Raw genomic sequence first — 21083 nt, 5'->3', positions numbered from 1 at the left:
AACTTTTAAAATTCAGGCTCTATTAATCCGTAATTTCCATCCCGCCTCTTATATACTACATTTACTTCTCCATTTTCAGCATCCTGATATACAAAGAAACTATGACCTAAAAGTTCCATTTGAAGAACTGCTTCTTCAGATGACATTGGTTTTATTGCAAATTTCTTGGTTCTAACTATTTTTTGTTCTTGTTCGTCTTTTTCTGACTCATCTGGTATGCATTGAAATCTCAAAGATTCCGAATTGTTTCTTCTTAACAACTTTGTCTTTTGCTTTCTTATCTGTCTCTCTAATTTATCCACAACTAAATCAATTGAAGCATACATATCTGAATTTCCTTCTTCTCCTCTTAGTATAACTCCTCCAAAAGGAATAGTGACTTCAATTATTTGTCTAGTTTTTTGTACGCTTAATGTAGCATGCGCTACTACATCAGGGTTGAAATATTTTTCTAGCTTACATAGCTTCTTCTCCACCGCATTTTTCAATGCATCAGTTACCACGATATTTTTCCCTTTTACAGTTATTTTCATATTTCCAGCCCCTTCCTATTGTAATCCTAAACATATGTAAAGGATTAATCTATGTTTTGTTAGTTATATTTTAATACTGTTTATCATAAATTACAATAGCTATTAATGACACATTTATACTACTTTTTTATTAATACCAAAAACTAATAATAAATAATCTTTTAAAATTAATATAGCAGCCTTAAAAAAGGCTGCTATATTGCACTGTTAGTGCATTTGCAAGTTAGCTGACCTGGTCTTTGCCCCCACACTCGCCTGCTGGAACTTTCGCTACCGGGAATTAACCTCTCACTACTAATCCTCTCGTATTTTACGGCAGGACTTACTTCTAAGCCGCACCATGCTCATTAAATATTTTATCTAACTTACGTGGATCGTTTTGCCTGCGACTGGCATCGACTTTCAACCACAAACCTAACTTGACTAATAAAATTATACTCTACTTTTTGCTCCAGTCAATACGTTAATTTTTTTTGCTCCATTTTTCAAAAGTTCTGAACAGCATCCAAAAGCTGTAGCACCAGTAGTTAAAACGTCGTCTATTAACAAAATTTTTTTATTTTTTATAATTTTTTTATTGCATACCTGAAAGCTTTCTGACATATTACTCCATCTCTCTGTTTTATCCAATCCTATTTGATCCTTTGTTTCCTTTATTTTGTCTAGACAGCATATAACAGGCTTATTAGTATAACTCCCCAAACTGTTCGCCAAATATTCAGCTTGATTATATCCTCTCTTTTTCAATGCTTTCTTAGTCATAGGTACGTATGTAAAAACATCGAAATCAATGTGATTATTAGCTATAATATTTCTCATACACTTTGCTATAACATCTCCAGCTTTAAAAGAACTCTTATACTTTAATTTTATTATAAGTTCCATCATCGCTCCAGAATAATAAGCACTACTATAGCATTGAATTTTTTTATCATCATATCCAATCTCAAAACTGTCTTTACAAACTTTTATATTGCTTTCACAAGCTTCACATATGTTTCTATCATTATATATATCTTTTTTACATAGTATACATCTTTCATCTCCACAATATATAAGCCCTAGTACACAATCTAATAAAAATTTTAAATTTTTAGTAATCCCATGTTCCATGCTTCCCTATTAAAATTGCTAGTTATACTCTTTGCTTTCTCAATCTCTTCTGTCTCTATATTGGAAACCAGTATAACCTCCTCTTTTAAATCTTTTTCACCTCTTCCAACACTTCCACACAAGTAAACAAATTCTTTATAAGTAAAGTTAACATCATCTGCAAAATATACTATCAATTCTGAATTTTTTGCATTTAATGCAGTTTCTTCAAAACAGTTAGTTATTAATATTGAGTTTTTTGTCTGTAAAAACTTATAAATCAATTTCTTATTCGATTCCCCTTTAGCAAAACATACTACATCATGTGCTAAATTTTTACAATATTTATGCATATATGAAGCTACCTTGTCTATTTTATATTTGCTAGGTACATATATTATTATCTTCTTGCCTATACTTATTGACCATTTTAAATAATCGTATACCAAAAAAGGCATTTCTTTATTCATATTCAGTCTAGTAAGTATACTCCTCGGTTCAATTATTAATCCTTCATTTTTAGCAGGCAAAAATACCTTTTTACTATTTTCAACTATACTTTCTATAGAATATATTATAACTTTACTATCCTCATGAGTTAATTTGCTAATTAATTTGCATATCTCGTACTTATTGTATAATGAAAAACTACTTATATCATCATATATAACTAATTCAAACTTATCTTCCAACTTTGACGCATTTTCAAAATTACATATCTGCAATTTACAATTTGAATTACTTTTACATCCTTTTACATAGCAATAATCTGTAAAATGTGTATACTTTTTTATATTTTTTATTATATCCACATTACCCATTTTTTCATTAGTAATATAAATAATATTTTCATTTTGTCTTATGTATTTTTCAATAATCTCCAGGAAAATCTCAGTAGAATTATAAGGAACTGAGATACAGTTTAAAAAAATATCTTTAGTACCGCTCCATTTTACTATATTCTCACTTATTTTTTTTCTCTCATTAATAAGACATGATTCATTCCACAGTAGCATTTGTTTCACTCTCCATTATATCCATTATTCTATATTTTAATAACGAATACCTTTCAAAGCTTTTATTATTATTTATCATAAAGTTCAAAGCTTTCAAACTCCCAACAAGTATTACCATCTGTTTTGCTCTAGTTATAGCTGTATACAATAAATTTCTATTCATAAGCAGCGGCGGACCCATAAACATAGGTATAATAATTACTGGGAATTCACTACCTTGACTTTTATGTATGGTTATTGCATAAGATAAATCCAGCTCATCTAAGTACATACTATCATATACAACTCTTTTTTCTTCATCAAACACAACTACCACTCTATTTTTTTCTTCATCTATGTCTTCTATATATCCAAAATCGCCATTAAAAACACCCATACCACTTTCCTTGTTTTCTTCTGAAATGCCTTGCCATTTTAAAGTATAATTATTTTTAATCTGCATCACTTTATCTCCTACCCTAAAAGTCATATCTCTAAACTTTTTTTCTCTCTTATTGGGACTTTTAGGATTTAGAACTTGTTGAAGTTTTTTATTTAAATTTGATACTCCCAAAACTCCCTTTCTCATAGGAGATAGTATTTGAATATCCTCTATTTTATTCCAACTACTATTAAAACTTGGCAGCCTTTTATCTATTAATCCTACCAATGTATCTAATATATCCGAAGGATCCTGACACTTTATAAAATAAAAATCTTTATTCTTTTTATTTAAAATAGGCATCTCTCCAGAATTTATCTTATGAGCATTAACTATAATCATACTCTCTTTTGATTGCCTAAATATCTCTTTTAATCTAACTACTTTAATACACTTACTGTCTATAAAGTCTCTTAGCACATTTCCAGGTCCTACAGATGGAAGCTGCTCTGCATCCCCTACTATTATTAACCTAGTTCCCATAGAGACAGCCTTCAATAAGTTATTCATGAGCACTATATCTATCATAGAAGCCTCATCTATAATAACCACATCGCATTGTAGTGGTGATTGCTCTCCTCTTGAAAAAAATAAAGCTTCTTCATCGCTTCCCACTCCCATTTCAAGAAGCCTATGTATGGTCTTTGATTCTCGTTTTGTAGATTCTGACATTCTCTTTGCTGCCCTTCCCGTGGGAGCACCCATTAAAACTTTAAGCTTTGCCTTTTCAAATAATCTAATTATGCAATTAATTATTGTAGTTTTACCTGTTCCAGGACCTCCTGTTATTATCTCCACTCCATTTTCAATTGCCCCTCTAATAGCTTCTTTTTGAGAAACAGCAAAATTCATATTATTTTCCTTCTCAAAATCTTCTATCTCTTTATCTATATTAAAATCCATATCCTTATATTTAGTAAAAGCTAACATCAATATTTTTCTAGTTACACTCAATTCGCAATAATAATAGGTCATAGAAAATACACATACTTTATCTTCCCACTTCTCCAATTTTATTTTTCCATTTACAGAACTTTCATATATGTTTTCTTCCAGTTCTTTTTGAGTTATATGGAGTATGTCAACACCTTCTTTTATAAGGTTATCTATAGGCATATACGTATTTCCCAAGCTGCAAAACTTATTCACCAAATACCTTATTCCACTTTGTATCCTAAATGGAGAATTATTCTCTATTCCAAGGCTTCTTGCTATCTTATCTGCCGTTTTAAAACCTATACCACTTATTTCTTCTGTAAGGGTATATGGATTTTCTTTCACAATACTTATAGAATCTGCTCCAAATTTTTTATGTATTTTAACACACTGACTAGGAGTTATTCCATAAGTTTGCAGAAATATCATTATATTTCTCACTTCATTTTGTTTAGAATAGGATTCCTCTATTAAAGCTATTTTTTTTGCTCCTATACCTTCTATTTCTTTTAATCTTCCTATGTTATTATCCAATATTTGAAGGGTATTTTCACCAAACTTCTCTACTATTTTCTTTGCTGTTACTGGACCTATGCCCGATATTATTCCAGAGGCCAAATATCTCTCTATGCCAATAGTAGTACTAGGTATTATCTCTTCAGAAGCCTGAACCTTAAATTGATTCCCAAACTGAGGATGAAGAACCCATTCCCCTACAGCCTTCAAATTTTGTCCTTCAATTATATTAGGTATACATCCTACTATAGTTACTTCATCTTTATTTTCTCTTATTTTAGCAACTACATACCCATTATCTTTATTTTGAAATATTATACTTTCTACAATTCCTTGTAATTCTTGCATAGAATCTCTCCTACCCTTATTTGCAAACAAAATCATATATTTATAAATAATTATACCACATTAAACTTTGTCTTAATCCACCATACTAAAAAAGCTCTATATCATTTTACAATATAGAGCTTTTCATTATTTACATATATTTTTTTATTTCTTCAACCTTATCTAGCCTTTCCCAAGGTACATCAATATCAGTTCTTCCAAAATGTCCATAAGCCGCAACTTGCCTGTATATAGGTCTTCTAAGATTTAAATCTTTTATTATAGCAGCTGGTCTCAGATCAAATACCTTGTTTACTATATCTACTATTTTTTCTTCCGGTATATTTCCTGTACCAAAAGTATCTACAGTTATAGATACAGGCTTTGCTACACCAATGGCATAAGCAAGTTGTATTTCCAACTTATCTGCAATACCTGCAGCTACTAAATTTTTTGCTACCCATCTTGCAGCATAAGCAGCAGATCTATCAACCTTGGTTGGGTCTTTACCAGAAAAAGCACCGCCGCCATGTCTTCCATAACCACCATAGGTATCTACTATTATCTTTCTTCCTGTAAGTCCAGAATCTCCCTGGGGACCTCCAACAACAAATCTTCCTGTTGGATTTATGAAATACTTAGTTTTATAATCTAAAAACTCTCGTGGTACAACAGGTCTTATTACATTGTTTATTATATCTGTTTCAATTTGTTTTCTAGTTACCATTTCATCATGCTGAGTAGATACTACTATGGTATCAACTCTAACTGGCTTATTGTCTTCATATTCTATAGTAACTTGAGTTTTTCCATCCGGTCTTAGATAATCTAAAACTTTATCTTTTCTAACCTGTGCTAATCTCTTTGCAAGTTTGTGAGCAAGACTTATTGGCATAGGCATATATTCTGGAGTTTCATTTGTAGCAAATCCGAACATCATACCCTGATCTCCAGCACCTATAGCTTCTATGGCCTCCATTTCGCCTTCCTTAGCTTCTAAAGCTTTATCGACTCCCATAGCTATATCAGATGATTGTTCATCAATTGAACTTATTACTGAACAAGTCTGGCAGTCAAATCCATATTTAGCTCTAGTATATCCTATTTCTCTTACAGTATTTCTAACTATTTTTGAAATGTCAATATAACAATTGGTTGATATCTCACCCATAACCAAAACCATACCTGTAGTAGTTGCAGTTTCACACGCTACTCTTCCATAAGGATCTTGTTCCAGTATGGCATCTAAGATAGCATCTGAAATCTGATCACACATTTTATCTGGATGGCCTTCTGTAACTGATTCAGATGTAAATAGTTTTCTCATTTTCTATACCTCCCATGTAAAAATATACTTTTCTTACAATAAGTGAATTAATTCTATTGCATTAAATGCTAATTTAAATCCTATATTCACAATATAAACTGAAATACCTAAAGTGGCATATCAATTAAAAAAACCTCTTCGATAAGAAGAGGTTAAATAACTTAACTACTCTCTTATCTTGCAGAATACTGCAGGAATTGGCACCTTGGTGATTTTCACTGGTTGCCGGGTTTCATAGGGCCTTGTTCCCTCCGCCTCTCTTGATAAGAGCTATAATATAATTTTTTGATTTATTAAGATTATAAAATTTTTATAAAATAAAAAACACCTAAAAGTGCCTTTATATTTATGGTGGAGGAAGATGGATTCGAACCATCGAAGTCACTGACAACAGATTTACAGTCTGCCCCCTTTGGCCACTCGGGAATTCCTCCGCATTTGGTGCTGGCAGTAGGAATCGAACCCACGACCTACTGATTACAAGTCAGTTGCTCTACCTGCTGAGCCATGCCAGCTTATTCTATTATTATTCTAAATGGTGGGCACAATAGGGCTCGAACCTATGACCCTCTGCTTGTAAGGCAGATGCTCTCCCAGCTGAGCTATGCGCCCTTATATTTATGGTGGAGGAAGATGGATTCGAACCATCGAAGTCACTGACAACAGATTTACAGTCTGCCCCCTTTGGCCACTCGGGAATTCCTCCATGTTTGGTGCTGGCAGTAGGAATCGAACCCACGACCTACTGATTACAAGTCAGTTGCTCTACCTGCTGAGCCATGCCAGCTTATTTTATTACCCTACGCTCTTTAAAACAAGAACGTACTCAACGTAAATTAGTATACAGTTTTATTCACTTATTATCAAATTTAATATATGATTAAATTTTAATATTATATATATCTTTCTCCATATTTCTCTATATTTCTTTCAAAATCATATTCACTTAATTTAACTTTAATAATTTGTATAAACTCATCATATAAATTATATATAGTGTTCTTCACAAGTACATACATAAAAGAAGGTGAATATATTGAATAAAGCAAAAACTAATTATAAAGATCCCTTAGCATATTACAAGCTTGCCTATTTTTTAAAAAATTACATTAATAACGATACCATAATTGTATGCATTGGTACAGATAGATATATAGGGGACTGTCTGGGTCCCTTAGTAGGTACACTTTTAAAGTGCAAACATTTTCCTCTACCTGTCTACGGTACAATCTCAGATCCTATACATGCTTTAAACATTGAAAGCAAACTGAATAAAATAAATTTACTTCACCCGCATAAAAACATTATAGGAATAGATGCTTGCTTAGGTGATCTAGAAACTATAGGCGATATTCAAGTAAGAGACTTTCCAGTTCATCCTGGCAAAGGTGTAGGGAAATCTCTCCCGGATGTAGGGAATTCCTCAATAATAGGTATAGTTGATTCAAATAGCAGTGAAGATTTATTTAATAATTCCAGCAGCAATATACGTCTTAATTTAGTTTTAAGTATGGCTGAAGTAATACTTTATTCATTAATTCATTCATATTATTTATATTACAACAACATATTTATTGATATTTAACTATGTCTAACATTTTAGTGTATATAAGAAAATTAAAATCTAACTTATTAAAAAATACATAATACTAAATAAGTTAGATTTTTTCTTTGTTTTAATCTATTAACGTTATATCATCGCCGCTAAAAACTACTTCCATTTTGTCTAAATATTCAAGTACTTTACCTGTACCCAGTGCTACACATGATACTGGTTCTTCTGCAACATAAACAGGTACGTTAGTTACTTTTTGTATTAAATTACTCAATCCATTTAAAAGTGCACCTCCACCAGTCATAAAAATACCTTTATCAGCTATATCAGCTGATAATTCTGGTGGTGTTTTTTCCAGTACTGCACGAGTTGTATCTGCTATAGAATTTACAGTTTCTTTTAGTGCTATTCTCATTTCCGCAGAAGATACCGTTATATTTTTAGGAAGTCCTGTAATTAAATCACGACCTCTTATTTCCATACTTACTTCTTCATCTCTATCAAAAGCAGATCCTATTTTTATTTTTAAATCTTCCGAGGTTCTTTCACCAATCATCAACTTATGTTCTTTTCTCACATATTTCATTATGGCTTCATCGAACTTATCACCTGCAACTTTAATAGAAGACCTTACAACTATTCCTCCAAGTGAAATTACTGCTACATCAGTGGTTCCTCCACCTATATCTATTACCATATTTCCACTTGCCTTAGTTATATCAATACCAGCTCCTATAGCTGCTGCCAGTGGTTCTTCAATTAAAAATACCTTTTTTGCGCCTGCATTTTTAGCCGCATCAATTACAGCTCTTTTTTCAACTTCAGTAGCTTCACATGGAACGCAAACAACTATTCTTGGTGAAGATATTCTATTTTTACCACAAGCCTTGCTTATAAAATACTTCAACATTTTTTCCGTTACATCATAATCAGATATAACTCCATCTTTTAATGGACGAATGGCAACGATATTACCAGGTGTTCTACCTATCATCTGCCATGCTTCTTCTCCTACAGCTAGTACTCTATTTTTTATCTTATCTATAGCAACAACTGAAGGTTCCTTTAAAATTACCCCCCTGCCTTTAATATAAACAAGTACGGTTGCTGTACCTAGATCTATTCCCATATCTGTTCCTATGCTAAAAAACATTCCCTTTTCACTCCTAATCTCCTTTGCTTTTGAAACTAAAAGGTAAATTTATTTACCTTTATTATCATATCATATTCTAATTATAATAGGAATGTTTTTAGCCTTCAATAGCTTTATATTTCATTTTAGTAGCTTTACCACCTCTTATATGTCTCTCTGCCTTATTATAATCTAATATACTCTTAGCTTCCTGAGCGATCTGAGGATTTATTTTAGGCAACCTTTCTGTCATATCCTTGTGTATAGTACTTTTACTTACCCCAAAAACTTTAGCCGTTTTCCTTATTGTGGCCTTAGATCCTATTATATATTTGGCAACTTCCAAAACCCTTTCTTCAATATAATCTTTCAATTTTATTCAACTCCTTTTTACAGTTACCGTTTTACAATCAACAATTGATGATGAAACTTTACATTATATATCCATAAACGTATTTACTCGTATTTATCATTAAACTAAATAATCTCTGCCAATTATACTTGTTCCTATATATTTATAAATATGCTGATTAATATTTTAAAATTCATTGTGTATGGGCCATTTCTCCATAAAATTCTAAGAAATGGCCAAATATTAGTATTTTATATATTTACCTGGGTCAACAAATTCTTTTCCTTTCAAAACAGCGAAGTGCAAGTGATCTCCGTATTTCTCATAAGCTGATCTCAATGTACTTTTCCCAACTACTCCAATAACTGCTCCTTTTTTTATGGTTTGACCTGCACTAACTTTCACATTTGGATCTAGGTTAGAATAAACTGTTTTTAATCCATTTTGATGATCTATAATAACTTCTACTCCATCCTGTGTTGCTGTATTTACTGATTCTACCTTTCCATCCATAGCTGCAAACACTGGTTTGCCAAGTGGAGTTTGTATATCATATCCTAAGTTTGGTCTATAAGTTGCTGTAGAATCCCAATATACTGGATCCTCTGAATAACCTCTTGCAATATTACCCTCTACTGGCTTTTGAAAGGAAGTGCTTACTGAGTTAGATACTCCCTTCGATGCTTCGTTATTAGATATATTGGATTTTGACTTATTATCCTTTTTTACTTGAAGAGCATTATTATAATTGGAAGAAGGCTTTTCATTTGCCTTTGCTGTTTCCCTAATTTTTTTCTGCTCTACAGCCTGACTTTTTTGAAGCTGTGCACTTTGATTTTTATTATTTCTTGCTGTTATTACTGCTGCTGTTACTGCAATGCATAAACATATAAACAGTATTACATAAAAGCTCTCCTTTTTTAAAAAGTTGATTGCTTTGTTAAAAGATTTTTTGTTCATACTAACACCTCCTTTTTGTAGTTTGTCCAGAGAATAGAAAAAAATACATATTTTATGAAATTTTTTTACAAAAAAAAGAGGAAATTTCCCTCTTTTTTACTTAATATTTATTTAATGTATTTTAGTAACATACAATTAGATGATATAATCATTATTTTTTAAATAAGTTTACATCTTCTAGACTAGTTCCCTCATAATAATGAGACAATATATTTTTATAGTTTTGGCCATTTTTGCCCATATAATTAGCTCCCCACTGGCTCATTCCAACTCCATGTCCATATCCAATGCACTGAATATACACACCATCTTTAAAATCTATACTAAAGTTTGCCGAATTCAATCCCATAATAGCTCTAAATTTTGTACCAGATATTGTAACAGCACCAAGTTTAATTTCTTTTACAGATCCACTTTCATTTTTACTTTTTATAGCTATTTGATTAGATAAATTTTCTGAAGATAACCCTGAATTAGCGTAACTTGAGTTTACCTTGTTTATAAAATCCACATATGACATTTTCACTGAAGTTTTATATTTTCTAGCACTTTCTTCTCCTGGACTTTCTACGCTCTTTAAATATCCCTCTGCTTCTCCAAATACGTCTTCTGAATTTTCAGTTTTTCCTGCACTTACTGCAAAATAGTATGGCTCCATCACCAATTTATTTTTATAAGTCAGCACCTGACCTGAAGTAGCTTGCACTGCATCTACAATTTTGCTCCAATACTTATCCCCATCACTCTTAGGCCAATTTTTAATTCTATCTTCTTTGTTAACAAACACCTGACACTTGACTGTATCACATACATCTGCACCTGTATTGCTTTTGTATTTTTTCCCTCCGTACACCTCCATATGTGCAGCTGCAAAAGTTCTAGACGCCACAGCCTGTGCTTTAAGTGCTTCTTCCGAAAATTCCGCAGGCATTTCAGCAGCTACTACTCCTGTTACATATTGCTCTAAATCCATTTCTTTTACTTTATCTTCTTTAGTTATATACACCTTTATTTTTTCTGAATTGGTATCCTGTTTTTTTAGTATTATATTTTTTGAGTTTATCAGGAATTGAGGTAAATTATCACATTTTGAGTTTCCAGTTCCAACTATAAATAAGGAAAGTACAATTATAAATAATGTACCCATAAATACTAAAATAATAAATTTTTTTAAAAAGTCTAATACATCATTCTTCATATTTTTCTCCTGTTAGGCCCTTGAAAGAAAATATCAATTCATTTCTTTGAAAATGCCTTATATATATTTTAAACTACAATATTATATTTTTATTGCAATATCTTATAAAATATTCCAATAAAAAAACAAAGAAAAAATTTTGTTCTAATCTTTTCTTTGTCTAATAATATATATAATAGGAGTATTATTCATTTATCCTCTTAATATCAGCTCCTAGTGCTTTTAATTTTTTTTCAATATCTACATAGCCTCTATCTACATGGTATATATCTGCAATTTCTGTTTCACCTTCTGCTGCCAACCCACAAAGTATAAGGCTTGCACCTGCTCTTAAGTCAGTTGCTTTAACTTCTGCTCCAGTAAGTTTTTTTACACCTTCTATAACAGCACTTCTTCCATCTATCTTTATGTTTGCTCCCATCCTTTTCATCTCTGCTACGTGCATAAATCTATTTTCAAAAATAGTTTCTGTTATTATACTTGTACCCATAACAGTACATAAAAGTCCTGTCATCTGTGACTGCATATCAGTTGGAAATCCAGGATAAGGCATAGTTTTAATATCTACTGGTCTTAATTCATCTCTTCCATCTACAATCAAGCTACTTCCTTGTGAGCTTATATGAACTCCAACTTCAGTTAACTTGGCGATTATAGGTTTTAAGTATTCTTCATTAGCACCATTTATTTTAATCTTGCTTCTAGTTATAGCAGCTGCCACCATAAAAGTACCAGATTCTATCCTATCAAATATTGGTCTATGAGTACTTCCCTTTAAGCTTTTTACTCCTAATATTCTAATAGTACCTGACCCTGCACCAATAATATTTGCCCCCATGCTATTTAAAAATTTTGCCAGATCCCTTATTTCGGGTTCTTCTGCTGCATTCTCTATTATAGTTTCTCCTTCTGCCATTACTGATGCCATCATTATATTTTCTGTAGCCCCTACTGAAGGAAAATCTAGATATATTTTATCCCCTATCAATTTCTTAGCACTTGCTTCTACATATCCATGCCCTACATTCACCTCTGCTCCAAGAGCACTTAATCCCTTCAAGTGAAGATCTATAGGTCTAGTTCCAATATTGCATCCACCTGGAAGACATAATCTGAACTTTCCAAACCTAGCTATCATGGGACCCATTATTAAAAATGACGCCCTCATTTTTTTTACCAATTCGCTGCATGGGTTACAATCTTTTATATTAGATGAATCTATTATTACTTTATTTGTATCTTTGTCTATATTTATATCTGCAGATATACTCCTCAATATGTCACTTATTACAAAAACATCTTCAAGCATTGGTACTTTTTCTATTACACATTTATCTCCGCTTAAAATACAAGCTGCTATAATAGGCAATACAGAATTTTTAGCAGTACTGATATTTACTTCCCCATGCAGTTTATTTCCTCCCTTAACTACTATTTTACTCATAATGTTCCTCCATTCTATAATTGCTAATATGTTACTTAATTTTTGTACCGCCTTATAAGTTACATTTAACAAAAACATCCATATTATATGATTCCTAATATGTAACCATTATTTCTGGAGTTCCCATAATTATATAAGTGCCTGTATCATATTTTACAACAGCATAGTTAAAATCTATTAAACCTGTGCCACTTTGTATTGGCTCATACTTATGTGTATAAGCAGTAGAACTGTATCCTTCCTCTAAAGCTATAGTTTTAATGTCAGATGTACCATAGCATTTTAAAATGTTTTTAACTTCACTATTTACACTACTTACGTCTTGTTTCTGAGTTTTTGCCTTTACATATTCAAAATACTTACACTTTTCTTTTCTATCACCTAGAGATCTATCTACCATACTTTTCAAATCCTGTAATTTGTACTGACTGGATTTTCTTGTAATGTTAACTGTAATGATATTATAATTTTCATTTTCTACACCTTCTACATAGCCCTCTGCATAATATCCATTAAATTCTATACAATAAATTTTATTATTTCTCCACACTTTTTTGTTACACTCACTATATCTCATTAATACCTTAAATATTTCATCTACAACCTTTTCCTTACCACTAGAAGTATTAAAAGTAGCCATAATTCCACACTCCACCGGGGTACTGTTAGTCTTTTCTAATATGTTTTTAAATATATCTGTTTCCTTTAGATTAGAAACGGATTTTTGGAATAATGTAGATCTTACACCCAAATTATCTCCTGAAGCACAAACATAATATTGAAAAGAAAATACAAGAACCAATAAACAGCTTAACATTTTTAGTTTTTTCATATATATTTAGTTCTGCACAAAATTAAACAGAACATTTTCACCCCCTTCTATTTCTCTTTAAAAATTATGGACAACTTTTCCTTTTAATATTCAATAGATTTCTACTTAGTTTAAGTTGCTAAATTTTATCTGATAGTCTTTTTTTATACTAGAGAACTGACATTAGTATTTCAAAAAATAAAGATTCCATAGGAGGGACCTATATTAGTATATAATTCTAAATAACAAAATGTGAATATTTTTAGATACAAAAAAAACACTATCCAAAATCATTGTATTAATGATTTTTAGATAGTGTTTTTTATCTTCAATTAAAATACAGCAATATCAAAAGCTCCATTATTTCAGATTAATTCTAGCCAGTGCTCTAGCCAATGCCATTTCTGCTCTTTTTACATCGACTCCATCTTTCTGACTAACTAATCTTTTTTCAGCTCTTTCTTTAGCAGCTTTTGCTCTATCTATGTCTATTTCATCTGGCCATTCACAAGAATCACATAAAATTTTTAGCTCATTATTTATTACTTCCAGTACTCCGGTTGATGTAAATGCCTTTAATTTTTTGCCATCTTTTTGAACGATTTCGGTATTTGCAGGTTTTAAAGTGGTAACTAAAGGCATATGGTCTGGAAGAATTGCTATGTCGCCTTGAATACTTTCCGTTATTACTTCTACTACTTCTCCTTCATAGAATTCTCTATCGGGAGTAAGGATAGTTAATTTTAAAACTTCTGACATATTAATCTCCTTTAAAATTTACATTAAACAAAATTCTCTCAAACCAATTTTGCTTAATAAATCACTTTAATTTTTTCCCATATTTTTAGCTGCTTCAACCACTTCATCTATACTTCCTTTAAATAAGAAAGCAGTTTCTGGCAAATCATCATATTTACCTTCAAGAATTTCTTTAAAACCTCTTATAGTTTCCTTTATTTGAACATATTTACCCTGATATCCTGTAAATTGTTCTGCAACAGAAAATGGTTGTGATAAAAATCTTTGAATTCTTCTAGCTCTAATAACTACTAATCTATCATCTTCTGAAAGCTCATCTACACCAAGTATTGCTATAATATCTTGAAGTTCACTGTATCTTTCAAGTATATGTTTAACATCTGATGCTACTTTATAATGATCCTCTCCTACAATCCTTGGATCCAATATTCTTGAAGTGGATGCCAGTGGATCAACAGCAGGATATATACCAATTTCTGATATAGATCTAGAAAGAACTGTAGTTGCATCAAGATGCGTAAATGTTGTAGATGGTGCCGGGTCAGTCAAGTCATCTGCTGGAACATATACTGCCTGAACAGATGTAATAGACCCCTGTTTTGTGGATGTTATTCTTTCTTGAAGAGCACCCATTTCAGTTGCAAGAGTTGGCTGGTAACCAACGGCACTAGGTATTCTACCAAGTAACGCTGAAACTTCAGATCCTGCCTGAGTAAATCTGAATATATTATCTATAAATAAAAGTACATCCTGACCTTTATCTCTAAAATATTCTGCCATAGTAAGTCCTGTAAGTGCAACTCTCATTCTTGCTCCAGGTGGCTCATTCATCTGACCAAATACCAAAGCAGTCTTCTTTATAACTCCTGATTCCTGCATTTCATAATATAGGTCATTTCCTTCTCTTGTTCTTTCTCCAACACCTGTAAATACTGATAATCCACCATGTTCTTTTGCTATATTATTTATAAGTTCCTGTATAAGAACTGTTTTACCAACACCAGCTCCACCAAACAGTCCTATCTTTCCGCCTCTTTGGTATGGTGCAAGAAGATCTATAACTTTAATACCAGTTTCAAACATTTCAGGCTTAACAGATTGATCTTCAAAACTTGGCGCCTGTCTATGAATAGGATAGTATTGTTCTGCCTTTACTTCTCCATTTTCATCAATTGGCTGTCCTAGCATATTAAAAAGTCTTCCTAAAACTGGCTCACCTACAGGTACAGATATAGGAGATCCTGTATCTTCTGCATCCATACCTCTCATTAATCCATCTGTACTCTCCATGGATATAGTTCTTACTACATCATCACCCAAATGTTGTGCAACTTCTGTAATAATTTTTTTATCACCTGATTTTATATCTATGGCATTATATATATTAGGAAGGTTTTCTGTATCAAACTTTATATCTACTACAGGTCCTATAACCTGAACAACTTTGCCTATATTTGGCATCAATGTCCCTCCTTACTTAAGAGCTTCTGCTCCTCCAACTATTTCAGTTATTTCCTGTGTAATAGCAGATTGTCTCTCTCTATTGTATTTAAGATTCAATTTATCCAGTAAATCATTTGCATTTTTAGTTGCCCCATCCATTGCTGTCATTCTGGAAGCCTGTTCACTTACTTTTGAATTTATCATACAGTTAAGTACTTTTTGCTTTAAGTGTAAAAGTACTACTTCATCCATCATTTCATCTATTGATGGTTCAAATTTAACAAGATAATTTGTTTTTTCTTTTTTATCAGCTTCCAATGGAAGTAATTTTTCAACAACTACTTTTTGTCTAACTGTTGAAATAAACTTAGTATATACTATATTAACTTCTCCAACCTCGCCACTTCTATAAAGGTCTAGAGCCTTATATACTATGGTATCTGCTTCATTTATAGTAGGAACATCTGAAATATCCACGTATTCTGCTTCTGTACTATACTTAAGCCTTTTAAAATACGTTCTTCCTTTTTGTCCCACAGATATCAAAAGGCAATTTTCTTTATTTTTTGACATTGCAGCATCTGCTTCATTTACTACACTGCCATTAAAGCCTCCGCATAATCCTGTATCTGAATTTAAAGCTATGTAGAGTTTCTTATTGCTTTTATTACCATGTATATAAATATTTCTTCCCTCTGCTCCTAAAACAAATTCATTCATAAGGGAACTAAATAGTTCACAATATTTATTATTTGCCTCAAGCTTTTTTCTAACTTTTCTAAGTTTAGAGGTGGCAATGAGTCCCATGGCATTTGTTATTTTTTGAGTACTGGTTATTGATCTAATTCTTCTTTTTATTGTAACAAGTCCTGCCCCTGCCATATTTCACCTCCCGCAGAAGAAACTATGCCTCTGCTAAAAATATTTTTTTGAATTCCTCTATAGCATTTCCAAGTTTATCACTTAATTCATCGGATATAATTTTTTTATTTTTTATTTCATCACCTATTTCTTTATGATGAGTACTCATATAATCAAGGAATTCTCCTTCAAATTCTACAACTTTTTCAACCGGTACATCCATTATATACTCTCTACCAGCTGCAAACAGTATCATTACCTGATTTTCTACAGGCATTGGTTTGTATTGAGGTTGTTTTAATATTTCTGTTAATCTCTTACCTTTTTCAAGCCTTTTCATAGATTCTTTATCAAGGTCTGATCCAAATTGAGCAAATGATGCAAGTTCTCTATACTGTGCTAAATCCAATCTAAGAGTACCTGCTACCTGCTTCATTGCTTTAATTTGTGCATTACCACCAACTCTGGATACGGATATACCTGCATTTATAGCTGGTCTTTGACCCGCATAGAAAAGCTCTGATTCAAGGAATATCTGACCATCTGTTATAGAAATAACATTTGTTGGTATATATGCAGTAACATCTCCTGCCATAGTTTCTATTATAGGAAGTGCTGTAAGTGAGCCTCCACCTAACTTATCAGAAAGCTTTGCTGCTCTTTCAAGTAATCTTGAATGCAGATAGAATACATCTCCAGGATATGCTTCTCTTCCTGGTGGTCTACGGAGTAATAATGACATTTCTCTATAGGCAACCGCATGCTTAGATAAATCATCATACACTATAAGTACATCTTTTCCCTTATTCATAAAATATTCACCCATGGAACATCCTGCATAAGGAGCAATATACTGAAGTGGTGCTGACTCAGATGCTGATGCAGATACTATTATGCTATAGTCCATAGCACCTGCTTCTGTTAAGTCATTTACTATATGAGCTACAGTAGACTGCTTCTGACCTATAGCTACATATATGCATATTACATCTTTTCCTTTTTGATTTATTATAGTATCCATGGCAATAGCAGTCTTACCTGTTTGCCTGTCTCCTATTATTAATTCCCTTTGTCCTTTTCCAATTGGTATCATTGAATCTATAGCCTTTAACCCGGTTTGCAGTGGTTCTTTAACTGACTGTCTTGTTATAACTCCTGGAGCTACAAGATCTACAGGCCTAGTTTCTGATGTCTTTATAGGACCTTTCCCATCAATAGGCTGTCCAAGTGAATTTACAACTCTTCCAACAATAGCTTCACCTACTGGTACTTCTACAACTCTACCTGTTCTTTTAACTGTATCTCCTTCTTTTATTCCCTTCTGGGAACCCAAAAGAACACAACCTACATTATCCTGTTCAAGGTTTAAAGCCATACCATAAACATCATTTGGAAACTCTAAGAGTTCATTTGCCATACATTGATTAAGGCCATAAACTCTAGCAATACCATCACCGATTTGAATTATTGTACCTGAATCAACTGTTTCTATTTTCTTTTCATATTTCTGTATTTCATCTTTTATAATTGAAGTTATTTCTTCAGGTTTTATGTTCATAGGCTCACCTCTGTTCTCCCTTAAGCATTATTTTTTTCATTTCAGAAAGTTTTGACCTTATACTACCATCAATAACTTCATTATTTACCTCAACATAAACCCCACCTATTATACTAGGATCTATTTCTTCTTCAATCAAAACTTTCTTATTAAATTTCTTTTCTAGCTTTTCAATTAAAGTGTTTCTCTCATCATCATTCAAAGCAATAACTGTTTTTACTTTTGCCTTAACAGTATTATTACTCTCAAGATATATATTTTCCATTTCCCTAAGTTTTCCATCAATTTCATTAATTCTATCTTTCTCTATAAGAACTAATAAGAATGAAAGTATGTCTTCATTCACCTTATCTTTAAAGATTTCAGTAAACATTTTTTTCTTCTCTGATGTACTTACTTCTGGATGTTCCATGATTTCCAAAAATTTAGAATTACCTTTTATAGCGGCTACAACCTGCCTTAATTCTTCTAGGTATTCTTTAACTTTTCCTTTTTCTTCTCCAATTTTATAGAGTGCAAGGGCATATCTTCTATCTAAATACTCATGCATAGTTAAATACCTACCTTAGCTATAAAGTCCTCAATAAGTTTCCTATGCTGCTGCTCATTAATAGATCCCTCTAAAGCTTTTGATGATACTAAAAGTGCTAAATCTACCACTTGATTTTTTATATCGTCTTTTGCTTTTTCTCTTTCTCTTTCAGCTTCAACTTTTGCCCTATCTAATATTAGTTGAGCTTCTTTCTGGGCATCATTTACTATGTTTTCGGAAACTTTATCGGCTTTATTTTTATAGTCTTCAACAATAGCTTTTCCTTCTTGTTTTGAATTCTTTAACAACTCTTGATGTTGAGTTACTAATTGTTTAGACTTCTTTTCATTTTCATCAGCAGTTCTTATTTTATTGTCAATCTCTTGCTGCCTATTTGTAATAGTGTTATTGACAGGTTTAAAAAAGAAATGCTTCAGAATGAAATACAATATGATAAAATTTATTATTGTTATAACGACTGTAGTCCAATCAATTTGCATATTAAATTCCAATCCTCCCCTCTAAATGTATATGTAAATTAGTGAGGTATACATTAGATCAAACTTTAAATACTAAAATAAGAGCTATTAATAGAGAGTAAATAGCTGTTACCTCTGATAAAGCTGCACTTACAAAGAATGTACTTAGTATTTTACCACTTGCTTCTGGCTGTCTTGATACTCCTTCAACTGCCTTACCAGCAGCATTTCCAACTCCAATACCTCCTCCTAAACATCCTATAGCAGCTAAACCTGCACCTATTGCTGCCATACCTGATATAAATGAATGTGCATCTAAATTCATAATAAAAAACCTCCTTAAATAAGTATTAAAAAGTAACTATTATTAGTCTTCAGCTATAACTTTTATATTCATTATTGTTAACATAACAAATACTATCATTTGGATTGAACCATCAAATAAATCAAAGAAAGCGTGTAAAGGAATTGGTATTAACAATTGAGAAAACCATGCCATACTACCTAATCCTTTATATACCATACCGATAATTACAGCTCCTGCTGTCAAATTACCAAAAAGTCGTAGACTTAGGGAAACTGGAAGAACTAGCCTTTCTATAATATTAATTGGCAATAGCGGTACTACTGGCTTAGTATATGCTCCAAAATAACGCACTAAACCATTTTTTTTAATTGAATTAAATTGGACTAATACAAAAGTTATTAATGCCAATCCAACTGCAACACTTAGATCTTCCGTTGGTGCCCTTACTCCTATCATCACTGGAGCAATGTTCATTACTAAAATGTATATGGCAAGCGTTCCTACATATGGTATAAATGATACATACTCTTTTCCCATGTTTTCAGTAACTAAATTTCTTACTGCTTCAACAATAATTTCAATAACACTTTGTTTTTTATCCGGTATTTTTTTCATACTAGATGTAAAAAATTTTGCCAATATAGCTAAAATTATAATAATGGCCCATTGTACAATGACACTGGAAGTTATTGGAATTTGAAATGCTCCCAGATGTATTAAAAACAATGGTGAAAAAGCCTCCACTTCATCACATCCTTTCCTAAATTTATTGTTAATTATTTTCAATAAGTGAATATATATATATCCCTAATAAATGGGATGTATAGCCAATTAAATAAGCAACTACATTGTATTTACTGCATATAAATACCCAATATCCTATTCCTGCTGCCATTACAACTCGTATAATAAAACTTATTATATACAAAGATGCTGATGAATTTCTAAATCTTTCTGATATGAGGGCACCTACAATGGTATTTATAAAAAAATTAAATATTGCTATGGAAACACCTAATAATATAAATAATCCATAACTTTTAAAAAAAAGCTGTACTAAACAGGCCAAAATCATGCCAAATAATAAATTAATTACAGATACTTTCTTTACCATGTCTAGAATATGTTTATTCATCAAGTTCCCCCAATATAAATAAGATTATATACCTTAAATATATAAAAAGATACAATCAAAAAGTCTTAATTGCTCAATTTTTGCTCAATTTTAGCCAGTTTATATTACACCTTTTTATGATTTCTCCTTAAATCTATGTATTTCCTTAATAAGGATTCTGATAATTTACAATTTAGAATTTATTTAACTAACTAATTGTACCAAATATTTTTTAAATATACAATACACTCAGTGTAATATTATAGTACAAATAATTAAAATGGGAAAAAATATACAGATTTTTAACCATATATTGATATTTTAACATCATATATTACTATATTGTCTGTATAATTATGATAAAATGTATGCTAATCTCCTTTAAAAAGAATGAAAATTGAAAATTATAA

Annotated in this window: 21 protein-coding genes, 5 tRNA genes and 1 riboswitch; of the genes, 1 reads left to right on the top strand and 25 read right to left on the bottom strand. The window is 31.7% G+C overall.

Going from position 1 to position 21083, the window contains the following annotated elements:
• Positions 1 to 5: 5 nt before the first annotated feature.
• From hpf to CLAU_RS11550, 10 genes are all read right to left on the bottom strand, one after another.
• Positions 6 to 533 (bottom strand): ribosome hibernation-promoting factor, HPF/YfiA family, encoded by a 528-nt coding sequence (gene hpf, locus CLAU_RS11595; RefSeq protein ID WP_013236947.1) that lies wholly within the window; start codon positions 531 to 533, stop codon positions 6 to 8.
• A 432-nt stretch (positions 534 to 965) separates the two neighbouring features.
• Positions 966 to 1646, bottom strand: coding sequence for a ComF family protein (locus CLAU_RS11590; RefSeq protein ID WP_013236946.1), 681 nt, complete (start codon positions 1644 to 1646; stop codon positions 966 to 968).
• Positions 1619 to 2641: a hypothetical protein gene (locus CLAU_RS11585; RefSeq protein WP_013236945.1), complete on the bottom strand. Its 1023-nt coding sequence runs from the start codon at positions 2639 to 2641 to the stop codon at positions 1619 to 1621. Before CLAU_RS11585 ends, CLAU_RS11590 begins: the two co-directional genes overlap by 28 nt.
• Complete coding sequence (gene recD2 / locus CLAU_RS11580) at positions 2625 to 4862, bottom strand: SF1B family DNA helicase RecD2 (RefSeq protein ID WP_013236944.1); 2238 nt, start codon at positions 4860 to 4862, stop codon at positions 2625 to 2627. The genes CLAU_RS11585 and recD2 overlap by 17 nt, the downstream gene beginning before the upstream one ends.
• A gap of 130 nt (positions 4863 to 4992) precedes the next feature.
• Positions 4993 to 6168 (bottom strand): methionine adenosyltransferase, encoded by a 1176-nt coding sequence (gene metK, locus CLAU_RS11575; RefSeq protein ID WP_013236943.1) that lies wholly within the window; start codon positions 6166 to 6168, stop codon positions 4993 to 4995.
• A 170-nt stretch (positions 6169 to 6338) separates the two neighbouring features.
• Positions 6339 to 6438: riboswitch (SAM riboswitch) on the bottom strand.
• A gap of 79 nt (positions 6439 to 6517) precedes the next feature.
• Positions 6518 to 6602: transfer RNA gene (locus CLAU_RS11570), tRNA-Tyr, on the bottom strand.
• 5 nt (positions 6603 to 6607) lie between these two features.
• Positions 6608 to 6683 (bottom strand) — tRNA-Thr (locus CLAU_RS11565).
• Positions 6684 to 6704: 21 nt separating this feature from the next.
• Positions 6705 to 6780: transfer RNA gene (locus CLAU_RS11560), tRNA-Val, on the bottom strand.
• 9 nt (positions 6781 to 6789) lie between these two features.
• Positions 6790 to 6874 (bottom strand) — tRNA-Tyr (locus CLAU_RS11555).
• 5 nt (positions 6875 to 6879) lie between these two features.
• A tRNA-Thr gene (locus CLAU_RS11550) sits at positions 6880 to 6955 on the bottom strand.
• Positions 6956 to 7204: 249 nt separating this feature from the next.
• Between CLAU_RS11550 and yyaC the strand changes: the two genes are divergently transcribed.
• The gene (gene yyaC / locus CLAU_RS11545; protein ID WP_013236942.1) at positions 7205 to 7753 is read left to right on the top strand and encodes a spore protease YyaC; all 549 of its coding nucleotides are present in this window, start codon (positions 7205 to 7207) and stop codon (positions 7751 to 7753) included.
• A 91-nt stretch (positions 7754 to 7844) separates the two neighbouring features.
• On the opposite strand, the gene mreB is transcribed toward yyaC, so the two are convergent.
• The 15 genes from mreB to CLAU_RS11470 form a co-directional block, all read right to left on the bottom strand.
• The gene (mreB, locus tag CLAU_RS11540; RefSeq protein WP_013236940.1) at positions 7845 to 8876 is read right to left on the bottom strand and encodes a rod shape-determining protein; all 1032 of its coding nucleotides are present in this window, start codon (positions 8874 to 8876) and stop codon (positions 7845 to 7847) included.
• Between the two features lie 97 nt (positions 8877 to 8973).
• Positions 8974 to 9228 carry a sporulation transcriptional regulator SpoIIID gene (gene spoIIID / locus CLAU_RS11535; protein ID WP_013236939.1) on the bottom strand — a complete coding sequence of 85 codons (255 nt, stop codon included), beginning with the start codon at positions 9226 to 9228 and terminating at the stop codon, positions 8974 to 8976.
• Positions 9229 to 9450: 222 nt separating this feature from the next.
• The gene (locus CLAU_RS11530) at positions 9451 to 10167 is read right to left on the bottom strand and encodes a M23 family metallopeptidase (protein WP_013236938.1); all 717 of its coding nucleotides are present in this window, start codon (positions 10165 to 10167) and stop codon (positions 9451 to 9453) included.
• 151 nt (positions 10168 to 10318) lie between these two features.
• The gene (spoIID, locus tag CLAU_RS11525) at positions 10319 to 11365 is read right to left on the bottom strand and encodes a stage II sporulation protein D (protein WP_013236937.1); all 1047 of its coding nucleotides are present in this window, start codon (positions 11363 to 11365) and stop codon (positions 10319 to 10321) included.
• 184 nt (positions 11366 to 11549) lie between these two features.
• A complete protein-coding gene (gene murA, locus CLAU_RS11520) occupies positions 11550 to 12809 on the bottom strand; it encodes a UDP-N-acetylglucosamine 1-carboxyvinyltransferase (protein WP_013236936.1) in 1260 nt (419 codons plus the stop codon).
• Between the two features lie 94 nt (positions 12810 to 12903).
• A complete protein-coding gene (locus CLAU_RS11515; RefSeq protein ID WP_013236935.1) occupies positions 12904 to 13641 on the bottom strand; it encodes a YwmB family TATA-box binding protein in 738 nt (245 codons plus the stop codon).
• Between the two features lie 339 nt (positions 13642 to 13980).
• Positions 13981 to 14379 (bottom strand): F0F1 ATP synthase subunit epsilon, encoded by a 399-nt coding sequence (locus tag CLAU_RS11510; protein WP_013236934.1) that lies wholly within the window; start codon positions 14377 to 14379, stop codon positions 13981 to 13983.
• A gap of 66 nt (positions 14380 to 14445) precedes the next feature.
• Positions 14446 to 15840, bottom strand: coding sequence for a F0F1 ATP synthase subunit beta (gene atpD, locus CLAU_RS11505; protein ID WP_013236933.1), 1395 nt, complete (start codon positions 15838 to 15840; stop codon positions 14446 to 14448).
• A gap of 12 nt (positions 15841 to 15852) precedes the next feature.
• Positions 15853 to 16704 (bottom strand): ATP synthase F1 subunit gamma, encoded by an 852-nt coding sequence (gene atpG, locus CLAU_RS11500; RefSeq protein WP_013236932.1) that lies wholly within the window; start codon positions 16702 to 16704, stop codon positions 15853 to 15855.
• 22 nt (positions 16705 to 16726) lie between these two features.
• A complete protein-coding gene (gene atpA / locus CLAU_RS11495) occupies positions 16727 to 18241 on the bottom strand; it encodes a F0F1 ATP synthase subunit alpha (protein ID WP_013236931.1) in 1515 nt (504 codons plus the stop codon).
• A 4-nt stretch (positions 18242 to 18245) separates the two neighbouring features.
• Positions 18246 to 18791: a F0F1 ATP synthase subunit delta gene (locus tag CLAU_RS11490; protein WP_013236930.1), complete on the bottom strand. Its 546-nt coding sequence runs from the start codon at positions 18789 to 18791 to the stop codon at positions 18246 to 18248.
• Positions 18792 to 18793: 2 nt separating this feature from the next.
• The gene (locus CLAU_RS11485; protein WP_013236929.1) at positions 18794 to 19273 is read right to left on the bottom strand and encodes a F0F1 ATP synthase subunit B; all 480 of its coding nucleotides are present in this window, start codon (positions 19271 to 19273) and stop codon (positions 18794 to 18796) included.
• A 58-nt stretch (positions 19274 to 19331) separates the two neighbouring features.
• Positions 19332 to 19577 carry an ATP synthase F0 subunit C gene (atpE, locus tag CLAU_RS11480; protein WP_013236928.1) on the bottom strand — a complete coding sequence of 82 codons (246 nt, stop codon included), beginning with the start codon at positions 19575 to 19577 and terminating at the stop codon, positions 19332 to 19334.
• A 42-nt stretch (positions 19578 to 19619) separates the two neighbouring features.
• Positions 19620 to 20303 (bottom strand): F0F1 ATP synthase subunit A, encoded by a 684-nt coding sequence (locus CLAU_RS11475; protein WP_023162552.1) that lies wholly within the window; start codon positions 20301 to 20303, stop codon positions 19620 to 19622.
• A 28-nt stretch (positions 20304 to 20331) separates the two neighbouring features.
• Positions 20332 to 20694 (bottom strand): ATP synthase subunit I, encoded by a 363-nt coding sequence (locus tag CLAU_RS11470; RefSeq protein ID WP_023162551.1) that lies wholly within the window; start codon positions 20692 to 20694, stop codon positions 20332 to 20334.
• Positions 20695 to 21083 lie beyond the last annotated feature (389 nt).

Origin of the sequence: Clostridium autoethanogenum DSM 10061 (genome assembly GCF_001484725.1) — a bacterium.
GTDB lineage: Bacteria > Bacillota > Clostridia > Clostridiales > Clostridiaceae > Clostridium_B > Clostridium_B ljungdahlii.
This window is presented reverse-complemented; position numbering and strand designations above follow the sequence as displayed.